This window comes from Pseudomonas sp. Snoq117.2 (genome assembly GCF_900110545.1).
GTDB classification, from domain to species: Bacteria; Pseudomonadota; Gammaproteobacteria; order Pseudomonadales; family Pseudomonadaceae; genus Chryseomonas; species Chryseomonas benzopyrenica.
Window position 1 is genome coordinate 104,014 of sequence record NZ_FOED01000008.1, and the last position, 14,833, is coordinate 118,846.

A 14,833-nucleotide genomic window follows, 5' to 3' on the forward strand; every position below is an offset into this window, starting at 1 on the left:
CTCAGCGCCCTCCCCGGCGTCGCGCGCCGAACCGGTCGATGAGCAGGTTGACGCCCACGGTCAGGGTGCCGATGGCCAGCGCCGGCATCAGCACCGCCGGGGCGCCGTCGGCCAGACCACCGATGTTTTCCCGCACCAGGGAGCCCAGGTCGGCGTTGGGCGGCTGCACGCCGAGACCAAGAAAGCTCATGCCACTGAGCAGCAGCACGATATAGACGAATCTCAGGCCCAGGTCGGTGAGCAGCGGCAGGCGCATGTTGGGCAGCATCTCGCGCAGGGCGATATACAGCCGGCCCTCGCCACGGGTGCGGGCGACCTGGACGTATTCCAGCTCGATGAGATTCATCGCCAGGCTGCGGGCGATCCGATAGCAGCCGGGGGCATAACCCACCACCGCCATGACGATCAGCAAGGGCACCGAGGAGCCGAAGGCCGAGACCATCACCAGCGCCAGCATCTTGCTCGGCAGGGAGATCAGCGCATCGATCAATCGCGACAGCGGCTCGTCCACCCAGCGCCCGGACAGCGCCGCGAGCAGACCGAGACCGGTGCCGAGCACGCAGGCCAGCACGGCCGCGATCAAGGCCAGACCCACGGTGAAGCGGGCACCGTCGAGGATGCGGCTGAGCACATCACGGCCCAGGTAATCGGTGCCCAGCGGATGGGCGGCGCTGTAGCCGGCCAGCACCGCGCTGTCGCCCAGGGCGCCTGGGTCATAGGGCGCGAGCCAGGCGCCGAACACGGCGAGGAATAGCCAGAAGGCCACCAGGATGCCACCGAGCAGTCCGGTCAGTGACCAACGCGCGCGGCGACGAGTGCGCGGCGGCGACAGCTGGGCATCGAGCGTCTTGCCGTCCACCGGCAGGACGGACGCGGCACGTACGGGAGTCACGGGTCGGGTCATAGCGTTCTCAGCCTCGGATTGGACAGGATGGCGCAGAGATCCGCCAGGGTCATGAGCACCAGGTAGGCGCAGCAGAACAGCATGGCGCAGGCCTGGATCAGCGGCAGGTCGCGACTGGCGACGCCGTCCACCATCAGCTGGGCGATGCCCGGGTAGTTGAAGATGGTCTCGACGATCACCACCCCGCCCATCAGGTAGGAAAGACTCAGGGCGATGGAGTTGGCGATGGGCCCCACGGCGTTGGGCAAGGCATGGCGCAGCACGGCGCGCACCGGACCGACGCCCTTGAGCCGGGCCATCTCCACATAGGGACTCTGCAGCTGCTCCACCAGGGCCGCCCGAGTCATGCGCGCCATCTGCGCCACGATCACGCAGCACAGGGTGCCCACCGGCAAGGCATAGGCACGCAGGAAGTCCAGGGGGCCGGCGATGTCGTGGGCGAAGGTCAGCGCCGAGGTCCACTGCAGGTGCACGGCGAAGACCAGGACCGCGAGGGTCGCCACCAGGAATTCCGGTACCGCGACGATGCCCAGGGTGAAGACGTTGAGGGCGCGGTCCAGGCGGCCGCCGGCGTTCATCGCCGAGACGATGCCCAGGCCCAGTGCCAGGGGCACCGACACCAGGGCGGTGACCCCGGCCAGCATCAGGGAGCCGCCGAGCCGATCGCCGATCATGGCGGAGATGGGCATCTGGCTGGCCAGCGACTGGCCGAGATCGCCGTGCAGCAGGCCGCTCAGCCAGTGGAAGTAGCGCAGCAGCGCCGGCTGGTCGAGGCCCATCTGGGCGCGCAGCGCCGCGACCTGCTCGGGCAGCGCGAACTGGCCCAGGGCCTGCTGCGCGGCATCGCCCGGCAACAGCGCCGAGACGAAGAACACCAGCAACGAGACGATGAGCAGGGTCAGCAACCCGCCCCCGAGGCGTCTGGCGATGAGGGAAAACACGGAAAGGTCCAAAGCCACCTCCTGCTTGAGCGTGGAGTGGCGAGTCCTGTCCCTGCGGACCGACTCGCCGTCAGGCACCGGGCGTCAGGCCTCCAGCCAGACGTGTTCGGCGAACATGTAGCCCATGAAGCCCCCGATAGGGATGATTCCGTAGCCGCCGAGCTTGGGCGAATGGGCATCGATGGAACTGGTGAAGATCGGCAAGCCGATGCCGGCGTGCTGGTGGATCAGCAACTGCATGTCGGCGTACATCTGCTTGCGCTTGGCCAGGTCGGTCTCGCCACGGGAAGCCACCAGCAACTGGTCGAATTGCTCGTTCTTCCAGCCCGATTCGTTCCAGGGTGCATCGGACTTGAAGAACTGCGATAGCAGGATGTTGGCAGTGGGTCGGGCGTTGATGTTGCCGAAGCCCAGGGGATCCTTCATCCAGTGGTTGTCCCAGTAGCCGTCGGCACTGACCCGGTTGACCATCAGGTTGAGCCCGGCCTGGCGTGCCGACTGCTGCAGCACCAGGGCCATCTCGTTGGCGTTGTCGGCGGCGGTGGAGGTCACCAGCGGCATCCGCGCACCGGCGATCCCGGCTTTCTGGAAAAGGAACTTAGCCTTGTCCGGATCATAGGGCCGTTGCGGCAGGTCCGCGGCGTGATAGGGAGTGCCGGGCATGATCGGCTGGTCGTTGCCGATGGTGCCGTAGCCCAGGAACACCGACTTGAGGATCTGCTCGCGGTCGAACAGCAGCTTCATCCCCTCGACCACATTGGGATCGTTGAACGGCCGATTAGGGATGCGCATGATCAGATCGGTGTAGCCACCCGAGGTGTTGGCCACGATCTTGAGTTTGCCGCTCTGCTTGAGGCGGTCGGCGGAGCGCGGATCCACCGAGACGGTCAGCTGGACGTCACCGGCCAGCAGCGCATTGACCCGCGAGGGTTCGTCGCCGATGCCGATCAGCTCGATCTCGTCCAGATAGGGCTTGCCGGACTTCCAGTAGTTTTCGTTGCGCGTGCCGACGGTGCGCACCCCCGGCTTGAATTCCTTGACCTTGAAGGGGCCGGTGCCGTTGGCGGTGGAGAAGTCCTTGGTGCCATCGGCGATGATCAGGAACGGCGAGATGGCCAGTACGGCGGGCAACTCGGAATTCGGCGACACCAGGCGGATACGCACCTCGTCGGATGACACCGCGGTGATCTCGGCGAACTGGTCGGCCAGCGCCTTGACCTTGGAGCCCACCGCCGGGTCCTTGTGGCGCAGCAGCGAGTAGACGACGTCGGCGCTGTCGAAGGTCTTGCCGTTATGGAACTGCACGCCCTGGCGCAGCTTGATCGTCCAGGTCAGGGCGTCCTGGGTGTCGAAGCTGGTGGCCAGGGCCATCTGCGGCTCCAGATGGCTGTCGAAAACGGTCAGGCCGTTGTAGAAGAAATAGTGGCGCGCGTAGTCACCGGAAAAGGCGCCACGGGCCGGGTCGAGGGTATCGGCGGTGGACGAACCCGCCGCCGCGGCGCGCACCCGACCGCCGCGACGCGGGGTGCCGGTGACCGCATCTTCTGCGGCGAAGGCCTGACCATCACGGCCGAGCAGACTGCCCACGCCGGTCGCCAGCAGCCCGGCGGCGCCGAGCAGGCGGAGCGCATCGCGCCGCGACACACCCCGCTGCAGGGCCTCGAAGGCACGCACGCTTTCAGCAGCACCTATCAGGGGACTTCCAGTCTTTTTCTCGGTCATGTCGGCTCGCTCGTTGGGGGCTCTGTCACCAGCGCCGCAATCCCCTCCCCGGGCCTGCGGCACTGTCCTCGTGGCCGCCGTGTCGCACGGCCTGGTTCATTACAGCACCGGCCCCTCGTCGAATACCGTCGAATTGGGTGGGCGACGAGACAGAAAAGACCGTTTTGGCCAAGCCGCTCAGCATTGTTTGCGGTGTGCGTCGCCACAGCGCAGCGGGGCCGCCCATGCGCGGGTTTGGCGCGCTGCCAGCCGTCTCGCTGGCCAGCGGGGCGGCGTTTCCGACCAGGTACAAGATGCGAACGCCGACCCTCGCAGCAGCTTTCACGCCGCCCACCTGCCTGGCACAGGAGAAAATGCCAAACCGCCCGTTGGCCTGCAGAAACGAAAAAACCGCCCGCCTTGACGCTGCGGTTGGTTGGCAGGTCCGGGCGCGCGGTTCGTTGCTCAGGATCTAGGTTCTGTACGAAAAGTCGACGAGCGAAGGTCAGGCGAGGCGAAAAAGGCTGAGGAAGCGGATCGGACTCGCGCTCGAGTTTACGAGCGGTAAATGAGCATTCCGACCGGCTGGCGATCCAGGCCTTTTTCAACGAAGCATCACCGAGCGCAGGCACTTTTCGTACAGAACCTAGTGCAGGCGATCCTGGACCCGGTAATACAACCCTACCAGCGGCAGGAACCAGGGCTTGCCAAAGTGGCCGGAAATAGCCGGCCAGTCCAGCACCCGCCAGGGATTGGCCTGGCTGCGCCCTTCCAGCACCTCGGCCATCACCCGGCCCATGTGCACCGACATCTGCACCCCGTGGCCGCTGTAGCCCATGGCATAGAACATGCCATCCTGCTCGCCGGCGCGAGGCAGGCGGTCGGCGGTCATGTCCACCAGACCGCCCCAGCAATAGTCGATGGGCGTCCGGGCCAGGCTGGGAAACAGCTGGCCAAGCGCGGCGCGCAACACGGCGCCGCTCTTGGCGTCCTGGCGCGGATCGGACAGGGCGAAACGCGCCCGCCCGCCAAAGATCAGCCGGTGATCCGGCGTGGTGCGGAAATAGTTGCCGATGATGCGGCTGGTGACATAGGTGCGCCGATTGGGCAGCAGTTCGTCCAGCTGCGCCTTGGGCAGCGGCGCCGTGGCGATGATGAAGCTGCCCACCGAGGCGATGCGCCGACGAAACCACTGGAAGGGGCCGACGCTGGCGTTGCCCGTGGCCACCAGCACCTGGCGGGCGCGCAACTCGCCCTTGGCGCTGATCACCCGAAAGCTGCCATTGGGCAGGCGCTGCAGATCGCTCACCGCCGCGCCCTCGTAGACCTGGGCGCCCCGCCGCACCGCCGCCTCGGCCAGCCCCACGCCAAAGCGGCCCATATGCATCTGGGCACCGTTGTGCTGCAGCAGCCCTCCATGGAAATCGTCGGATGCCACCTCGACCCGCACCTGGGCGGCGCTGAGCAGTTCGACCTGTGGATCCACCTCCTGGCGGATCAGTTCGCAGGTGCGCGCGAGGTTGTCGTAGTGCTGCGGCTTGGCCGCCAGCTTGAGCTTGCCGGCCTTGTGGAAGTCGCAGGCGATGCCCTCCTCGGCGATCACCGCCTCCACGCTGGCCACCGCATCGGCATAGGCCTGGTAGAAGGCCCGGGCCTTTTCGGCGCCCAGGCTGGCGTGTAGGGCCGCGTAGTCCTGGGCGACGCCGGTGTTGCAGTGGCCACCGTTGCGCCCGGAGGCTTCGCCGATCACCCGCCCGGCCTCCAGCACCGCCACGCTGGCACCGCGCCGGCGCAGGGCGACGGCCGCGGAAAGCCCGGTGAAGCCGCCACCGATGACGGCGACATCCACCTCGCCCGCCACCGGGCCCGGGGTGGCCCCGGTAAAGCCCGGCGCGGTCGCGAGCCAGTAGGAATTGGACGATGCTGGGCCAAGACTCATGGGCGGGCGCTCCGGCAGCTCAGGGGGTTATTCGAGACCGACGACCGCGGCCAGGCCGCCGATGTCCTTGATCTCGGTGTTGCTGTAGAACGGCGTGCTCGGCTCATGGCCGCGATTCACGAACACCTTGTTCTTGATGTTCATGTAGTCGGCCGGAATGAGGTCGTAGCGAAAGCTCGACGACACGTGCAGCACGTCTTCCGGACCGCAGCCGAGGTTGTCCAGCATGTATTCGAAGGCCTGCAGGCGCGGCTTGTAGGCCTGGCCCTGCTCGGCGGTGAAGACGCGGTGGAAGGGCACGCCCAGCTTGTCGACGTTGGACATGATCTGCTCGTCGGCGGCGTTGGAATAGATCACCAGCGGGATCTTGTCGGCGATCTTGGCCAGGCCCGCGGTCACGTCCGGATGCGGTCCCCAGCTCGGCACCGCCTCGTAGTAGGCATTGGCCTCGGCGTCGGTGAAGGAGATGCCCCAGCGCTTGCAGGTACGTTCCACCGCCGAGTACAGCACCTCCGAATAGGGTTTCCAGGCGCCAAGCACCTCGTCGAAGCGATAGCCGTTGAAGTCCTTGCAGAACTGGTCCATCGCCGCGGCCGGAATGCGGTCGGCGAACATCTCGCGGGCCATGTCGGACATGCGGAAACGGGTCAGGGTACCGTAGCAGTCGAAGGTGATGTACTTGGGCCGAAAGGCGGTCATGGCAAGGGTCCTTTGACGAGGGTCGGGAGTGAAGGCCGGGACATTGTTGGCGTCCCTGGCACGCATTACAGCATCGGTGGGCCTGACAGTTGTCCGCTTTCAGGCGACGTGGGAGATAGAAAAAACCGTTTTACCGGTAGGAGCCAGCATTGTTTGCGGCCTTCTCAGGAATGCTCCAGATCGATCAGCACACTCTTGCTACGCAAGGTCGCCTCATAGGCGGCGCGACCCAGGTCCTTGCCGATGCCGGAACGCTTGTAGCCACCGGTGGGGATGATCCAGTCGTGGCTGCGGCCATAGCGATTGACCCAGACGGTGCCGGCTTCCAGGGCGCGGGTCAGGCGCAGCGCTCGGCCGAGGTCGGCAGTGTGCACCCCGGCGGCCAGGCCATAGGTGGGGTGATCGGCCAGGGCCAGGGCCTCGGCTTCGTCGTCGAACACCTGCACGGTCAGCACCGGACCGAAGATCTCTTCGCCCACGGCGGGATTGTCCGCGCCGACCCCGGTGATCAACGTCGGCTGATAGTAGGCGCCGCCCAGCCCCTCCTCCAAGGCGCCGCCAACCAGGATCTCTGCGCCGGCCGCCTGGCTGCGGGTGACGATGTCCTGGATACGTTGGCCCTGGCGCTGGGAAATGATCGGCGACAGCGTCGCTGCTGCCGACCAGGTAGGCCCGGGACGCAAGTTGACGAAGGCCGCGCGGATGCCTTCCAGCATCGGCTCCAGGGCGGCGCGCTGCACCAGCAGCCGCGAACCCGACACGCAGACCTGGCCGGCATTGCCGGTGATGGCCGCTGCCACGCTGCGGGCGGTCCGTGCCAGATCCGGCGCATCGGCGAACACCAGCTGCGGACTCTTGCCGCCCAGCTCCAGGGTCACCGGCTTGGGGCCGCTCTCGGCGCAGGCGGTCATGATGGCGGTGCCGGTACCGGTGGAGCCGGTAAAGGTGACCTTGCCGATGCGCGGATGCCGGCACAGGGCATCGCCGGTCACCCGGCCATCGCCCTGAACCACACTGAGGATGCCAGCGGGCAGCCCGGCCAGGGTGGCCAGTTCGGCCAGGCGCAGGATCGAGAATGGCGTCAGTTCGGAGGGCTTGATCACCACCGCATTGCCGGCCGCGAGCGCCGGCGCGATCTTCCAGCCGGCCATGCTCAGCGGAAAATTCCAAGGCGCGATGGCGCCCACCACGCCATAGGGCTCGGTGATCTGCAGGCCCAGGTGACTGGTGGCGGTGGCCGCCACCTCGCCACCGTGCTTGTCGGCAAATTCGGCGAAGAAGCGGATACCCTCGGCCACATAGGGGATGTCCCAGGCCAGCACCTCGCGCAACGGACGGGTCGACCCCACGGCTTCCAGCGGACCGAGCACCGCGCCATCGGCCTCCACCAGATCGGCCCAGCGGCGCATCACCCGCGCCCGTTCCCGGGGCGGACGGCTGGCCCAGTCACTGGCCTTCCAGGCGCGCCAGGTGCCTTCCACCACCTCATCTACCAGATCCGCCGAGGCGCACGGCAGCCCGCTCTGGAAGCCGCCATCGGAGGGCCGGAACACCTCCAGCTCGGCGCGGGCGTCGCAGGTGCGCCCCCCGATGAAATGGGCACAACGAACCGCAACTTCTCTGGGGTCGAACGAGGCCATGGGGCGCTCCGCTAGGGCTGTGGGCTTGGCCCCATGCTAGGCCGGCGGACCGCCATCTTTTGCCGATCTGGCCCGGACCTTCGGCGCCTCACGCCGCTGCACCCGGCCATCGGCAACCGAATCTGCCGTCGCGTCTTGCTAGGCTGACGTCTGCATCAGCCAGACCCGAACCGGAGCCCTGCCGTGTCCCACGCCACCCTGAGACCCCTGCGCGAAACCGACCTCGCCACCGCCTACCGCCTGTCCCAGGCGCTGCACTGGCCCCATCGGCCGGAAGACTGGCAATGCCTGTTCCATGCCGGCGAAGGCCTGGCGCTGGAAGACGACCAAGGGGTGTTCGGGACCGGCTTCTGCGTCCCCCAGGGCGATTACGCCACCATCGGCCTGGTGATCGTCGCCGACAGTCACCAGGGCCAGGGCCACGGCCGCCGCCTCATGGACGGCCTGATCGGACTGGCCGGCACCCGCACGCCGTTGCTGGTCGCCACCCTGCGCGGCGCCCCGCTCTATCGCAGCCAGGGCTTCGTCTCCTACGAGCGTATCTATCAGCACCAGGTCGCGACGCTGCCGGCCATGGACGACCAGCGCCACCCGCTGGAAAGCCAGGTTCAGGAGCTGACGCTGGCCGCAGCTCCCCAGCTGCAGCGCCTCGCCCAGGCCGCTACCGGCCTGGACCGCACCACCTTGCTTCAGGAACTGCTGCCACAGGCCGAACGCATCGTCGGCCTCGAACGCGGCGGCGAGCTGCGCGGCTTCGCCTTGTTGCGTCCTTACGGTCGCGGGTTGTCGGTCGGTCCGGTGATCGCCGAATCCGCCGACCAGGCCAGGGCGCTGATCCTCGCCCTGCTGCGCCACGCCGAAGGGCGCTATGTGCGCTTCGACGTGACGGCTCGTAGCGGCCTCAATCCCTGGCTCAGCGAGCTGGGCATCCCACAGGTCGACGAGGTGGAGCAGATGGCCAGGGGCGAGGCGCCGGTATCCCGCGATGGCCTGGATCAGTTCGCGCTGCTGACCCAGGCGCTGGGTTGATCCGCGCAAATCGAGCCGGGCTCAAGCACGCGCCGACAAGCCACGCCGCCAGCGCAGCAGCCGTGCTTCTAGCAGGGCCAGCACCGCATTGAGCGCCAGGCCCACCACCGCCAGCAGCAGGATGCCGGCGTACATGCTGGGGATCTGGAACACCTCCTGGGAGTTGAGGGTGAGAAAGCCCAGCCCCGAGTGGGCGCCGATCATCTCGGCGGCCACCAGCGCGGTGATGGAATAGGCACCGGCCAGGCGGATGCCGGTGAAGATCGACGGCGCCGCCGCCGGCAGCACCACCTTGAGAAAGAGGAAGCGCCGGTTGGCCCCCATGGACAGCGCCGAATTCACCAGCAGCGCATCCACCTGCTTCACGCCGCTGATGGTGCTCAGCAGGATCGGCCAGAAGGACGCCCAGAAGATGATGGCGATCTTCGAGGCCTCGCCGATGCCCAGGAACAGGATGAACACCGGGAACAGCGCCAGGGCGCTGGTCTGGCGGAACAGCTGCAGCAGCGGATCGAGCAGCCTTTCAAGGCGGATGAACCAGCCCATCAGCAGGCCCAGGAGCACCCCTGCGCCTATGGCCAGCAGCAGGCCGGCCAGCGAGCGTAGCAGGCTGGCGCCGAGGTGCCGCGCCAGGCTGCCATCGCGCGCCAGGTCGAGGATGCTCTGCAGCACCACCGAGGGCGGACTCAGGTAGCCGGGGTTGACCAGGCCCAGCCGCGGCAAGGCTTCCCAGAGCGCCAGGAACAGCAGGATGCCGAGGCTGCCGTCGAGCAGCCGATGGGAATGGCGTATCAGCTTCATGCGCCTACCTCCTGGCGTCGCGGTGCCGCTGACGGCACGGGTGCAGGCGCCCCGCGCAGGGCTTCCCAGGCATGTTGGCGCAAGGCCGCGAAGGCCGGGGTGTTGCGCACCTCGGCCGCCCGCGGACGCGGCAGGTCGATGTCGAGCAAGCGGTGGACCCGCCCCGGGCGGGGCGTCATCACCGCGACCCGGTCGGCGAGGAAGATCGCCTCGTCGAGACTGTGGGTGATGAAGACGATGGTCTTGCGTTGCCCGTCCCAGATGCGCAGCAACTCGTCCTGCAGATGCTCGCGGGTCTGGGCGTCCAGCGCGGCGAAGGGCTCGTCCATCAACAGCACGTCCGGCGCATAGGCCAGGGCGCGGGCGATGGCCACCCGCTGGCGCATGCCGCCGGAGAGTTCGTGGGGATAGCGAGCGCCCTGCCCCTCCAGCCCTACCAGCGCCAGATACTCCCGCGCCGTCGCGAGCCGCTCGCGACGCCCCACCCCGCGAATCTCCAGACCGATGGCGATGTTGTCCAGCACCGAGCGCCACGGCAGCAGCGCATAGCCCTGGAATACCACGCCCTGATGCGGATTGATGCCTTGCAACGGTCGGCCGTCGATGGTCAGCTCACCCGCGCTCTTCTGCGCCAGACCGGCGAGAATGTTGAGGAAGGTGGACTTGCCGCAGCCGGAAGGCCCCAGCACCGCCAGGAATTCGCCCTGGCGCACCTCCAGGTCGAAGTCCTGCAACACCGGTACCCGCTCCTGGGCGCCGCTTTCGCTAAGGCCGTCATAGGCCAGCGCCAGGCCCCGGGCGACGATCTTGGCGCTCATCAGACGGTACCCCGGACAAAGGGATTGAAGGCATTGGTGTAGACGTCCTTGACCTGCACCGCGCCGGGCTTGAGCTTGCCTTCGTGTTCGAGGATGTCGATGTAGTACTGGATCGGCGGCTCGGTGATAACCAGATCGTCGACGTAGGCGAAGCGCTCGACCAGTTCCAGCTTCATGCCCAGGCGCTCGGCGGTGATCTTGCGGGCGTCGTCGGGATGCCCGTTGACCCAGTTGGCCGCCTTGGCCAGCGCCTGGACCACGTCCCGCGCAGCCTCGGGATGGTCGCGCAGAAAGCGGCCATGGGCGCTGTAGGGCGCCATGCCGCCCAACCCCTCGTCCAGGTCGAAATCGCTCCACAGCTTGCGCAGGGCGGGATTGTGCTCGGCGCTGCCGGAGGTGGGCGGATGGATGATCGCCAGATCGATGTTGCCGGTGGCGAGCGTCTGTTCGGCCTGGACGTCCGGGACCACCACCCATTTGATGCGATCGACGTCCACGCCTTGCTGGCGCAGGTATTTCTTGGTGACGAACTCGGCGCAGGCGCCGAAGCTGTTGAAGCCCACCGTCTTGCCCTCGAGGTCCTTGGGCGTGCGAATACCCGAGTCGTCGCGCACGAAGTACTTCATGTGCGGCGCTTCCTGCAACGTCTTGCCCCCGGCGGCCACCACCTTGAGGTCGAGGCCGCTGGCGATGGCGGAGATCACCAGCGGCACCATGCGCGTGCCCAGGTCCAGCTCACCGGTGCCGACCAGCGGGATGATCTGCGGCGCGGCGACCTTGCCGACGTATTGGGGACGCACCCGGGTACCCTCGAAGTAGCCCAGGGAGTCGGCGACGTAGACCAGATCGAAGGTAGGGTTGTCGGGGTAGCGGAACGGGACCACCTGATCCGAGCGCTGGCCGATCACTGCCGGTGCGCCGGCCTGGGTACCGGGTTTGTCGTCGCAGCCGAACAGGCTGGTACCCAGGGCACCCAGGGCGGTTACGGTGGTTAGCTGTCGAATGAAGCGGCGTCGGTTGAGTGGCTCGAGATCCATTGGGGCTCCTGTCCTGGTTGGCAGCTCGTACGAACGGCTAGGCATGCTGCCCCAGGGTGGCGGACGACTCCAAAGACCCAGATTCTTTATGAATAGATCGAATGGTTAGACCCCATAATCTTTCACTCTAACCATATTCTTTCCGCTATCGCCCAGGTAGGAAGCGCTGGTGCAGCTGGCGCGCCAGCACGTCCAGGCAGGCCGATCAGCAGCACCAGGGCCATCAGCTCGCCATAGGCCAGGCGGTCGTGGGTGTCGAGGATGTAGTAGCCCAGACCGGCGCTGACGCCGGGCATCTCGCAGGGCACCAGGACGATCGAGAGGATGCCGATGGCCAGGCGCACGCCGGTCAGCACCTGGCCCAGCACGCCGGGCAGGATTACCCGCCGCAGGATTTCCCAGCGGGTAGCGCTCAGGCTGTGGGCAATGACGCCGCAAGCGGGACACACGCAAGTGACGGGCGCCCCTCAAGCGCAGCCCTCCTGCTAGCGCCACTCGCACCCTGCCACGCGATTGCAGCTGGTGCGGGCGCGGTCGCCCTGGGAGGTGGAGAAGCGGCTGATGACGTTCCAGCCCAGCTGGCGGGTACGACCCAGCCAGAGGTTGCCGTCGCTGGTCAGGCCGCTGAAGAACTGCAGCCGCCCCAGGCGGGTGCTGGTCTGGGACCAGGAGAGGCCCGAGACCGGATCGTAGCCGCGCATCAGGGTATCGTTGCCCTGCACCGCCACCCCGTACCAGCCGCCCTGCCCGTCCTGGCAGCGCAGCACGAAGGCGCTGCGCACGCAGGTGTTGGCCGGCTTGAGACTGGGAATGGCCGCCTGGGCGGAGGACAACGGTAGCAACAGCGCCAGAGACAGCAGGCCGGTACGCAGGATCGCAGTCGGGGTCATCGCGGCAGTCGGTCGAGAGCGGGACGCCCAGCATGAGGCAAATCCCGCCACCCTGCCAGCCATGAACGAAGGCTCTGGCTTCAGCCTTTTGCCGTCCGCCAGAGCCGACCTATATCGCGCGCGGTGCGTTCCAGCAGCACCTCGGCCTGGGCCAAGGCTTCTTCCAGGCTGAGCGGTCCCGGCACCAGGCTGAAGGCGGCGGCGAGGCCCTGTTCATAGAGGGCGTCGTACCCCTCGCCCAGGGAGCCGGCCACCGCCACCACCGGCACGCCGTGACGCCTGGCCAGGCGCAGCACGCCCGCTGGGGTCTTGCCTCTCAGGGTCTGGCCGTCCAGCCGCCCTTCCCCGGTCAGCGCCAGGTCGGCGCCCATCAGCGCGTGCTCCAGACCCACCAACTCCGCCACCACCTCGATGCCGGGGCGGAAGGTCGCCTGGAGAAAGGCCAGCGCCGCGAAACCCACCCCTCCGGCAGCGCCGGCACCGGGTTGCTCGCGGACATCGCGGCCCAGGGTCGCGGCGGTGACCGTGGCGAAATGCGCCAGTGCGCCATCGAGCTCCAGCACCTGATCGGGCGAGGCGCCCTTTTGCGGTCCGAAGATGTGGCTGGCGCCCTGGGGACCGCAGAGGGGATTGTCGACGTCGGCGGCGATGACCACCTCCACCTCCGCCAGGCGTGGATGCAGCTGGCTCACGTCAAGGCGAGCCAGGTTGGCCAGGGCCGCACCGCCCGGCGCCAGCGCCTGGTCCCGCTGATCCAGCAGCCGTACCCCCAGAGCCTGGAGCAGGCCCGCGCCGCCGTCGTTGGTGGCGCTGCCGCCGATGGCCAGCACCAGGCGCTCGGCGCCGGCGTCCAGCGCGGCGTGCAGGAGTTCGCCCGTGCCCCGCGAAGTGGCCACCCGCACATCGCGACGTGCCTTGGGCACCAGTTCCAGACCGCTGGCGCTGGCCATCTCGACGAAGGCGGTGCGCTGCTCGGCCAGCCAACCCCAGCGGGCGGTCACGGGCTCGCCGAGGGGACCGGTCACCTGCGTCTGGCGCACCTCGCCACCGGTCGCGGCCAGCACGGCATCCAGGGTGCCCTCACCGCCATCGCCCAGCGGGCATTCGATGAGTTCGGCCTCCGGTAGCGCGTGGCGCAGGCCGCGGGCCAGGGCACGGGCGACCCCGGCGGCGGACAGGCTTTCCTTGAAGGAATCAGGGGCGATGACGATCTTCATGGGGCCGATTCTCCGTTGTTATGTGCCGAGTGTTCCGCGGATCGCTCAGCACAACAATAGGACAATTGCCCACCATCGACAGGTCAAGATCGTGAATTTGCCCAGTGCTGATCCAGCATCAGCAGGGCGCAATAGAGTTCGGCAGCCTCGGTGAAGCGCCGCGGATCCCGCCCGGTCAGCCTCTGGATCCGGTCGAGTCGATGGCGCAGGCCGTTGCGATGCAGCCCCAGCGCCTCGGCACAGGCCTGAGGGCTGGCGTCCTGGGCGAACCAGTTGCGCAGGGTCGCCAGCAACTGGCCATCCCGGTCGGCTTGGCGCAAGCGCTGCAGCGGCTCCAGCAGCCAGGTAGCGGGCAAGCACTCAGCCTGCCCCTGTAGCCAGGTGGGCAAGGCCAGGTCGTCCAGGGCCACCCGCACAAGGTCAGGTCGCAGCCGCCTGGCCACCGCTAGTAGATCCACGGCCCGCTGGGTCGTCTCGGCCAGGCCGGTCCAGGGTCGCGGCGCAGGGATCCAGGCGCTGCGCCCTAATGACCAGCCCTGCCCCGGCAGTTCCTCCAGCAGCGCCTCTGGCGCCTCCGCTCCGGGTCGATACCAGAGCCATTGCCCCTCCTCCCGTGGCAGGCACCAACTGTGGGTTACCCGCTGCTGCGCCCAGTTGCCAAAACCCGGTGCTGGCGCGGTGAACTCCAGCAGTAGCACGTCTCGTGGCAGCGCCGGCTGCAGGCCGAGCAGATTGGCGTGGCGACCCAGTTCGGCTGCCGCGCCCGGGGCGAGCAACTGACGCAACAAGGGTACGGTCATGCAGGTAGTCGCAGGCGGCTGCCCAGTGGCCTGTTCGATCAGCATTTCCGCGGTCAGGCGCAGGAGTTCGGCGGGCAGCCGCAGCTGCTCGGCGTCTTCCCCGGTCACGCCGAGAACGCCGACCAGCTCGCCCTGGCGATACAGCGGCAGGTTGATACCGGGCTGGGCACCCGCCAGCCGGGCGGCGGCAGTAGCATCCAGCGCCACCGCGCGGCCTTCGGCGATGACCTGGCGCGCCCCGGCATGGCGGGTGAACAGCCGCGCCGGATCACCCGAGCCGATGATCAGCCCGGATGTATCCATGACATTGACGTTGCCGGGCAGGATCCGCATGGCGCGTTCGACGATTTCCTGCGCCAGGGTCTGGCTCAGCTCCATGGCCACCTCTGAAGTTGGGGCGCGCCCTCGTGACGCGCC

Annotated in this window: 13 protein-coding genes and 1 pseudogene; 1 reads left to right on the top strand and 13 read right to left on the bottom strand. The window is 67.8% G+C overall.

Annotation, left to right across the window (positions count from 1 at the left end; translation table 11 throughout):
- Position 1: 1 nt before the first annotated feature.
- From BMZ43_RS19030 to BMZ43_RS19055, 6 genes are all read right to left on the bottom strand, one after another.
- Positions 2–904, bottom strand: coding sequence for an ABC transporter permease (locus BMZ43_RS19030; protein ID WP_093255816.1), 903 nt, complete (start codon positions 902–904; stop codon positions 2–4).
- Positions 901–1,857 carry an ABC transporter permease gene (locus BMZ43_RS19035; RefSeq protein WP_093255819.1) on the bottom strand — a complete coding sequence of 319 codons (957 nt, stop codon included), beginning with the start codon at positions 1,855–1,857 and terminating at the stop codon, positions 901–903. The genes BMZ43_RS19030 and BMZ43_RS19035 overlap by 4 nt, the downstream gene beginning before the upstream one ends.
- A gap of 72 nt (positions 1,858–1,929) precedes the next feature.
- Positions 1,930–3,567, bottom strand: coding sequence for an ABC transporter substrate-binding protein (locus BMZ43_RS19040; protein WP_093255822.1), 1,638 nt, complete (start codon positions 3,565–3,567; stop codon positions 1,930–1,932).
- Between the two features lie 625 nt (positions 3,568–4,192).
- Positions 4,193–5,485, bottom strand: a complete 1,293-nt coding sequence (locus BMZ43_RS19045) for an NAD(P)/FAD-dependent oxidoreductase (protein WP_093255825.1) — start codon at positions 5,483–5,485, stop codon at positions 4,193–4,195.
- Between the two features lie 27 nt (positions 5,486–5,512).
- Positions 5,513–6,184 carry a haloacid dehalogenase type II gene (locus BMZ43_RS19050; RefSeq protein WP_093255828.1) on the bottom strand — a complete coding sequence of 224 codons (672 nt, stop codon included), beginning with the start codon at positions 6,182–6,184 and terminating at the stop codon, positions 5,513–5,515.
- Between the two features lie 164 nt (positions 6,185–6,348).
- Positions 6,349–7,824: an aldehyde dehydrogenase family protein gene (locus tag BMZ43_RS19055; RefSeq protein ID WP_093255830.1), complete on the bottom strand. Its 1,476-nt coding sequence runs from the start codon at positions 7,822–7,824 to the stop codon at positions 6,349–6,351.
- Positions 7,825–8,007: 183 nt separating this feature from the next.
- Between BMZ43_RS19055 and BMZ43_RS19060 the strand changes: the two genes are divergently transcribed.
- Entirely contained in the window at positions 8,008–8,853 is an 846-nt protein-coding gene (locus BMZ43_RS19060; RefSeq protein WP_093255832.1) for a GNAT family N-acetyltransferase, read from the top strand.
- A gap of 21 nt (positions 8,854–8,874) precedes the next feature.
- On the opposite strand, the gene BMZ43_RS19065 is transcribed toward BMZ43_RS19060, so the two are convergent.
- The 7 genes and pseudogenes from BMZ43_RS19065 to BMZ43_RS19095 form a co-directional block, all read right to left on the bottom strand.
- Positions 8,875–9,654 (bottom strand): ABC transporter permease, encoded by a 780-nt coding sequence (locus tag BMZ43_RS19065; protein ID WP_093255835.1) that lies wholly within the window; start codon positions 9,652–9,654, stop codon positions 8,875–8,877.
- On the bottom strand, positions 9,651–10,472 hold the full coding sequence (locus BMZ43_RS19070) for an ABC transporter ATP-binding protein (protein ID WP_093255838.1): 822 nt from the start codon (positions 10,470–10,472) through the stop codon (positions 9,651–9,653). Before BMZ43_RS19070 ends, BMZ43_RS19065 begins: the two co-directional genes overlap by 4 nt.
- Entirely contained in the window at positions 10,472–11,509 is a 1,038-nt protein-coding gene (locus BMZ43_RS19075; protein ID WP_017639913.1) for an ABC transporter substrate-binding protein, read from the bottom strand. Before BMZ43_RS19075 ends, BMZ43_RS19070 begins: the two co-directional genes overlap by 1 nt.
- A 122-nt stretch (positions 11,510–11,631) precedes the next feature.
- A pseudogene (locus tag BMZ43_RS19080) lies at positions 11,632–11,937 on the bottom strand (ABC transporter permease subunit); the annotation flags it as partial.
- Between the two features lie 57 nt (positions 11,938–11,994).
- Positions 11,995–12,399: a hypothetical protein gene (locus tag BMZ43_RS19085; protein ID WP_064308772.1), complete on the bottom strand. Its 405-nt coding sequence runs from the start codon at positions 12,397–12,399 to the stop codon at positions 11,995–11,997.
- Positions 12,400–12,479: 80 nt separating this feature from the next.
- Complete coding sequence (locus tag BMZ43_RS19090; protein ID WP_093255841.1) at positions 12,480–13,616, bottom strand: glycerate kinase; 1,137 nt, start codon at positions 13,614–13,616, stop codon at positions 12,480–12,482.
- A gap of 83 nt (positions 13,617–13,699) precedes the next feature.
- Positions 13,700–14,794, bottom strand: a complete 1,095-nt coding sequence (locus BMZ43_RS19095; protein ID WP_093255844.1) for a CdaR family transcriptional regulator — start codon at positions 14,792–14,794, stop codon at positions 13,700–13,702.
- Positions 14,795–14,833 lie beyond the last annotated feature (39 nt).

Excerpts from the sequence above, each read along its gene's own strand:
- BMZ43_RS19070 (WP_093255838.1), bottom strand. The coding sequence starts at position 10,472 with ATGAGCGCCAAGATCGTCGCCCGGGGCCTGGCGCTGGCCTATGACGGC.
- BMZ43_RS19095 (WP_093255844.1), bottom strand. The coding sequence starts at position 14,794 with ATGGAGCTGAGCCAGACCCTGGCGCAGGAAATCGTCGAACGCGCCATG.
- BMZ43_RS19065 (WP_093255835.1), bottom strand. The coding sequence starts at position 9,654 with ATGAAGCTGATACGCCATTCCCATCGGCTGCTCGACGGCAGCCTCGGC.
- BMZ43_RS19050 (WP_093255828.1), bottom strand. The coding sequence starts at position 6,184 with ATGACCGCCTTTCGGCCCAAGTACATCACCTTCGACTGCTACGGTACC.
- BMZ43_RS19045 (WP_093255825.1), bottom strand. The coding sequence starts at position 5,485 with ATGAGTCTTGGCCCAGCATCGTCCAATTCCTACTGGCTCGCGACCGCG.
- BMZ43_RS19030 (WP_093255816.1), bottom strand. The coding sequence starts at position 904 with ATGACCCGACCCGTGACTCCCGTACGTGCCGCGTCCGTCCTGCCGGTG.
- BMZ43_RS19090 (WP_093255841.1), bottom strand. The coding sequence starts at position 13,616 with ATGAAGATCGTCATCGCCCCTGATTCCTTCAAGGAAAGCCTGTCCGCC.
- BMZ43_RS19075 (WP_017639913.1), bottom strand. The coding sequence starts at position 11,509 with ATGGATCTCGAGCCACTCAACCGACGCCGCTTCATTCGACAGCTAACC.
- BMZ43_RS19055 (WP_093255830.1), bottom strand. The coding sequence starts at position 7,824 with ATGGCCTCGTTCGACCCCAGAGAAGTTGCGGTTCGTTGTGCCCATTTC.
- BMZ43_RS19085 (WP_064308772.1), bottom strand. The coding sequence starts at position 12,399 with ATGACCCCGACTGCGATCCTGCGTACCGGCCTGCTGTCTCTGGCGCTG.
- BMZ43_RS19040 (WP_093255822.1), bottom strand. The coding sequence starts at position 3,567 with ATGACCGAGAAAAAGACTGGAAGTCCCCTGATAGGTGCTGCTGAAAGC.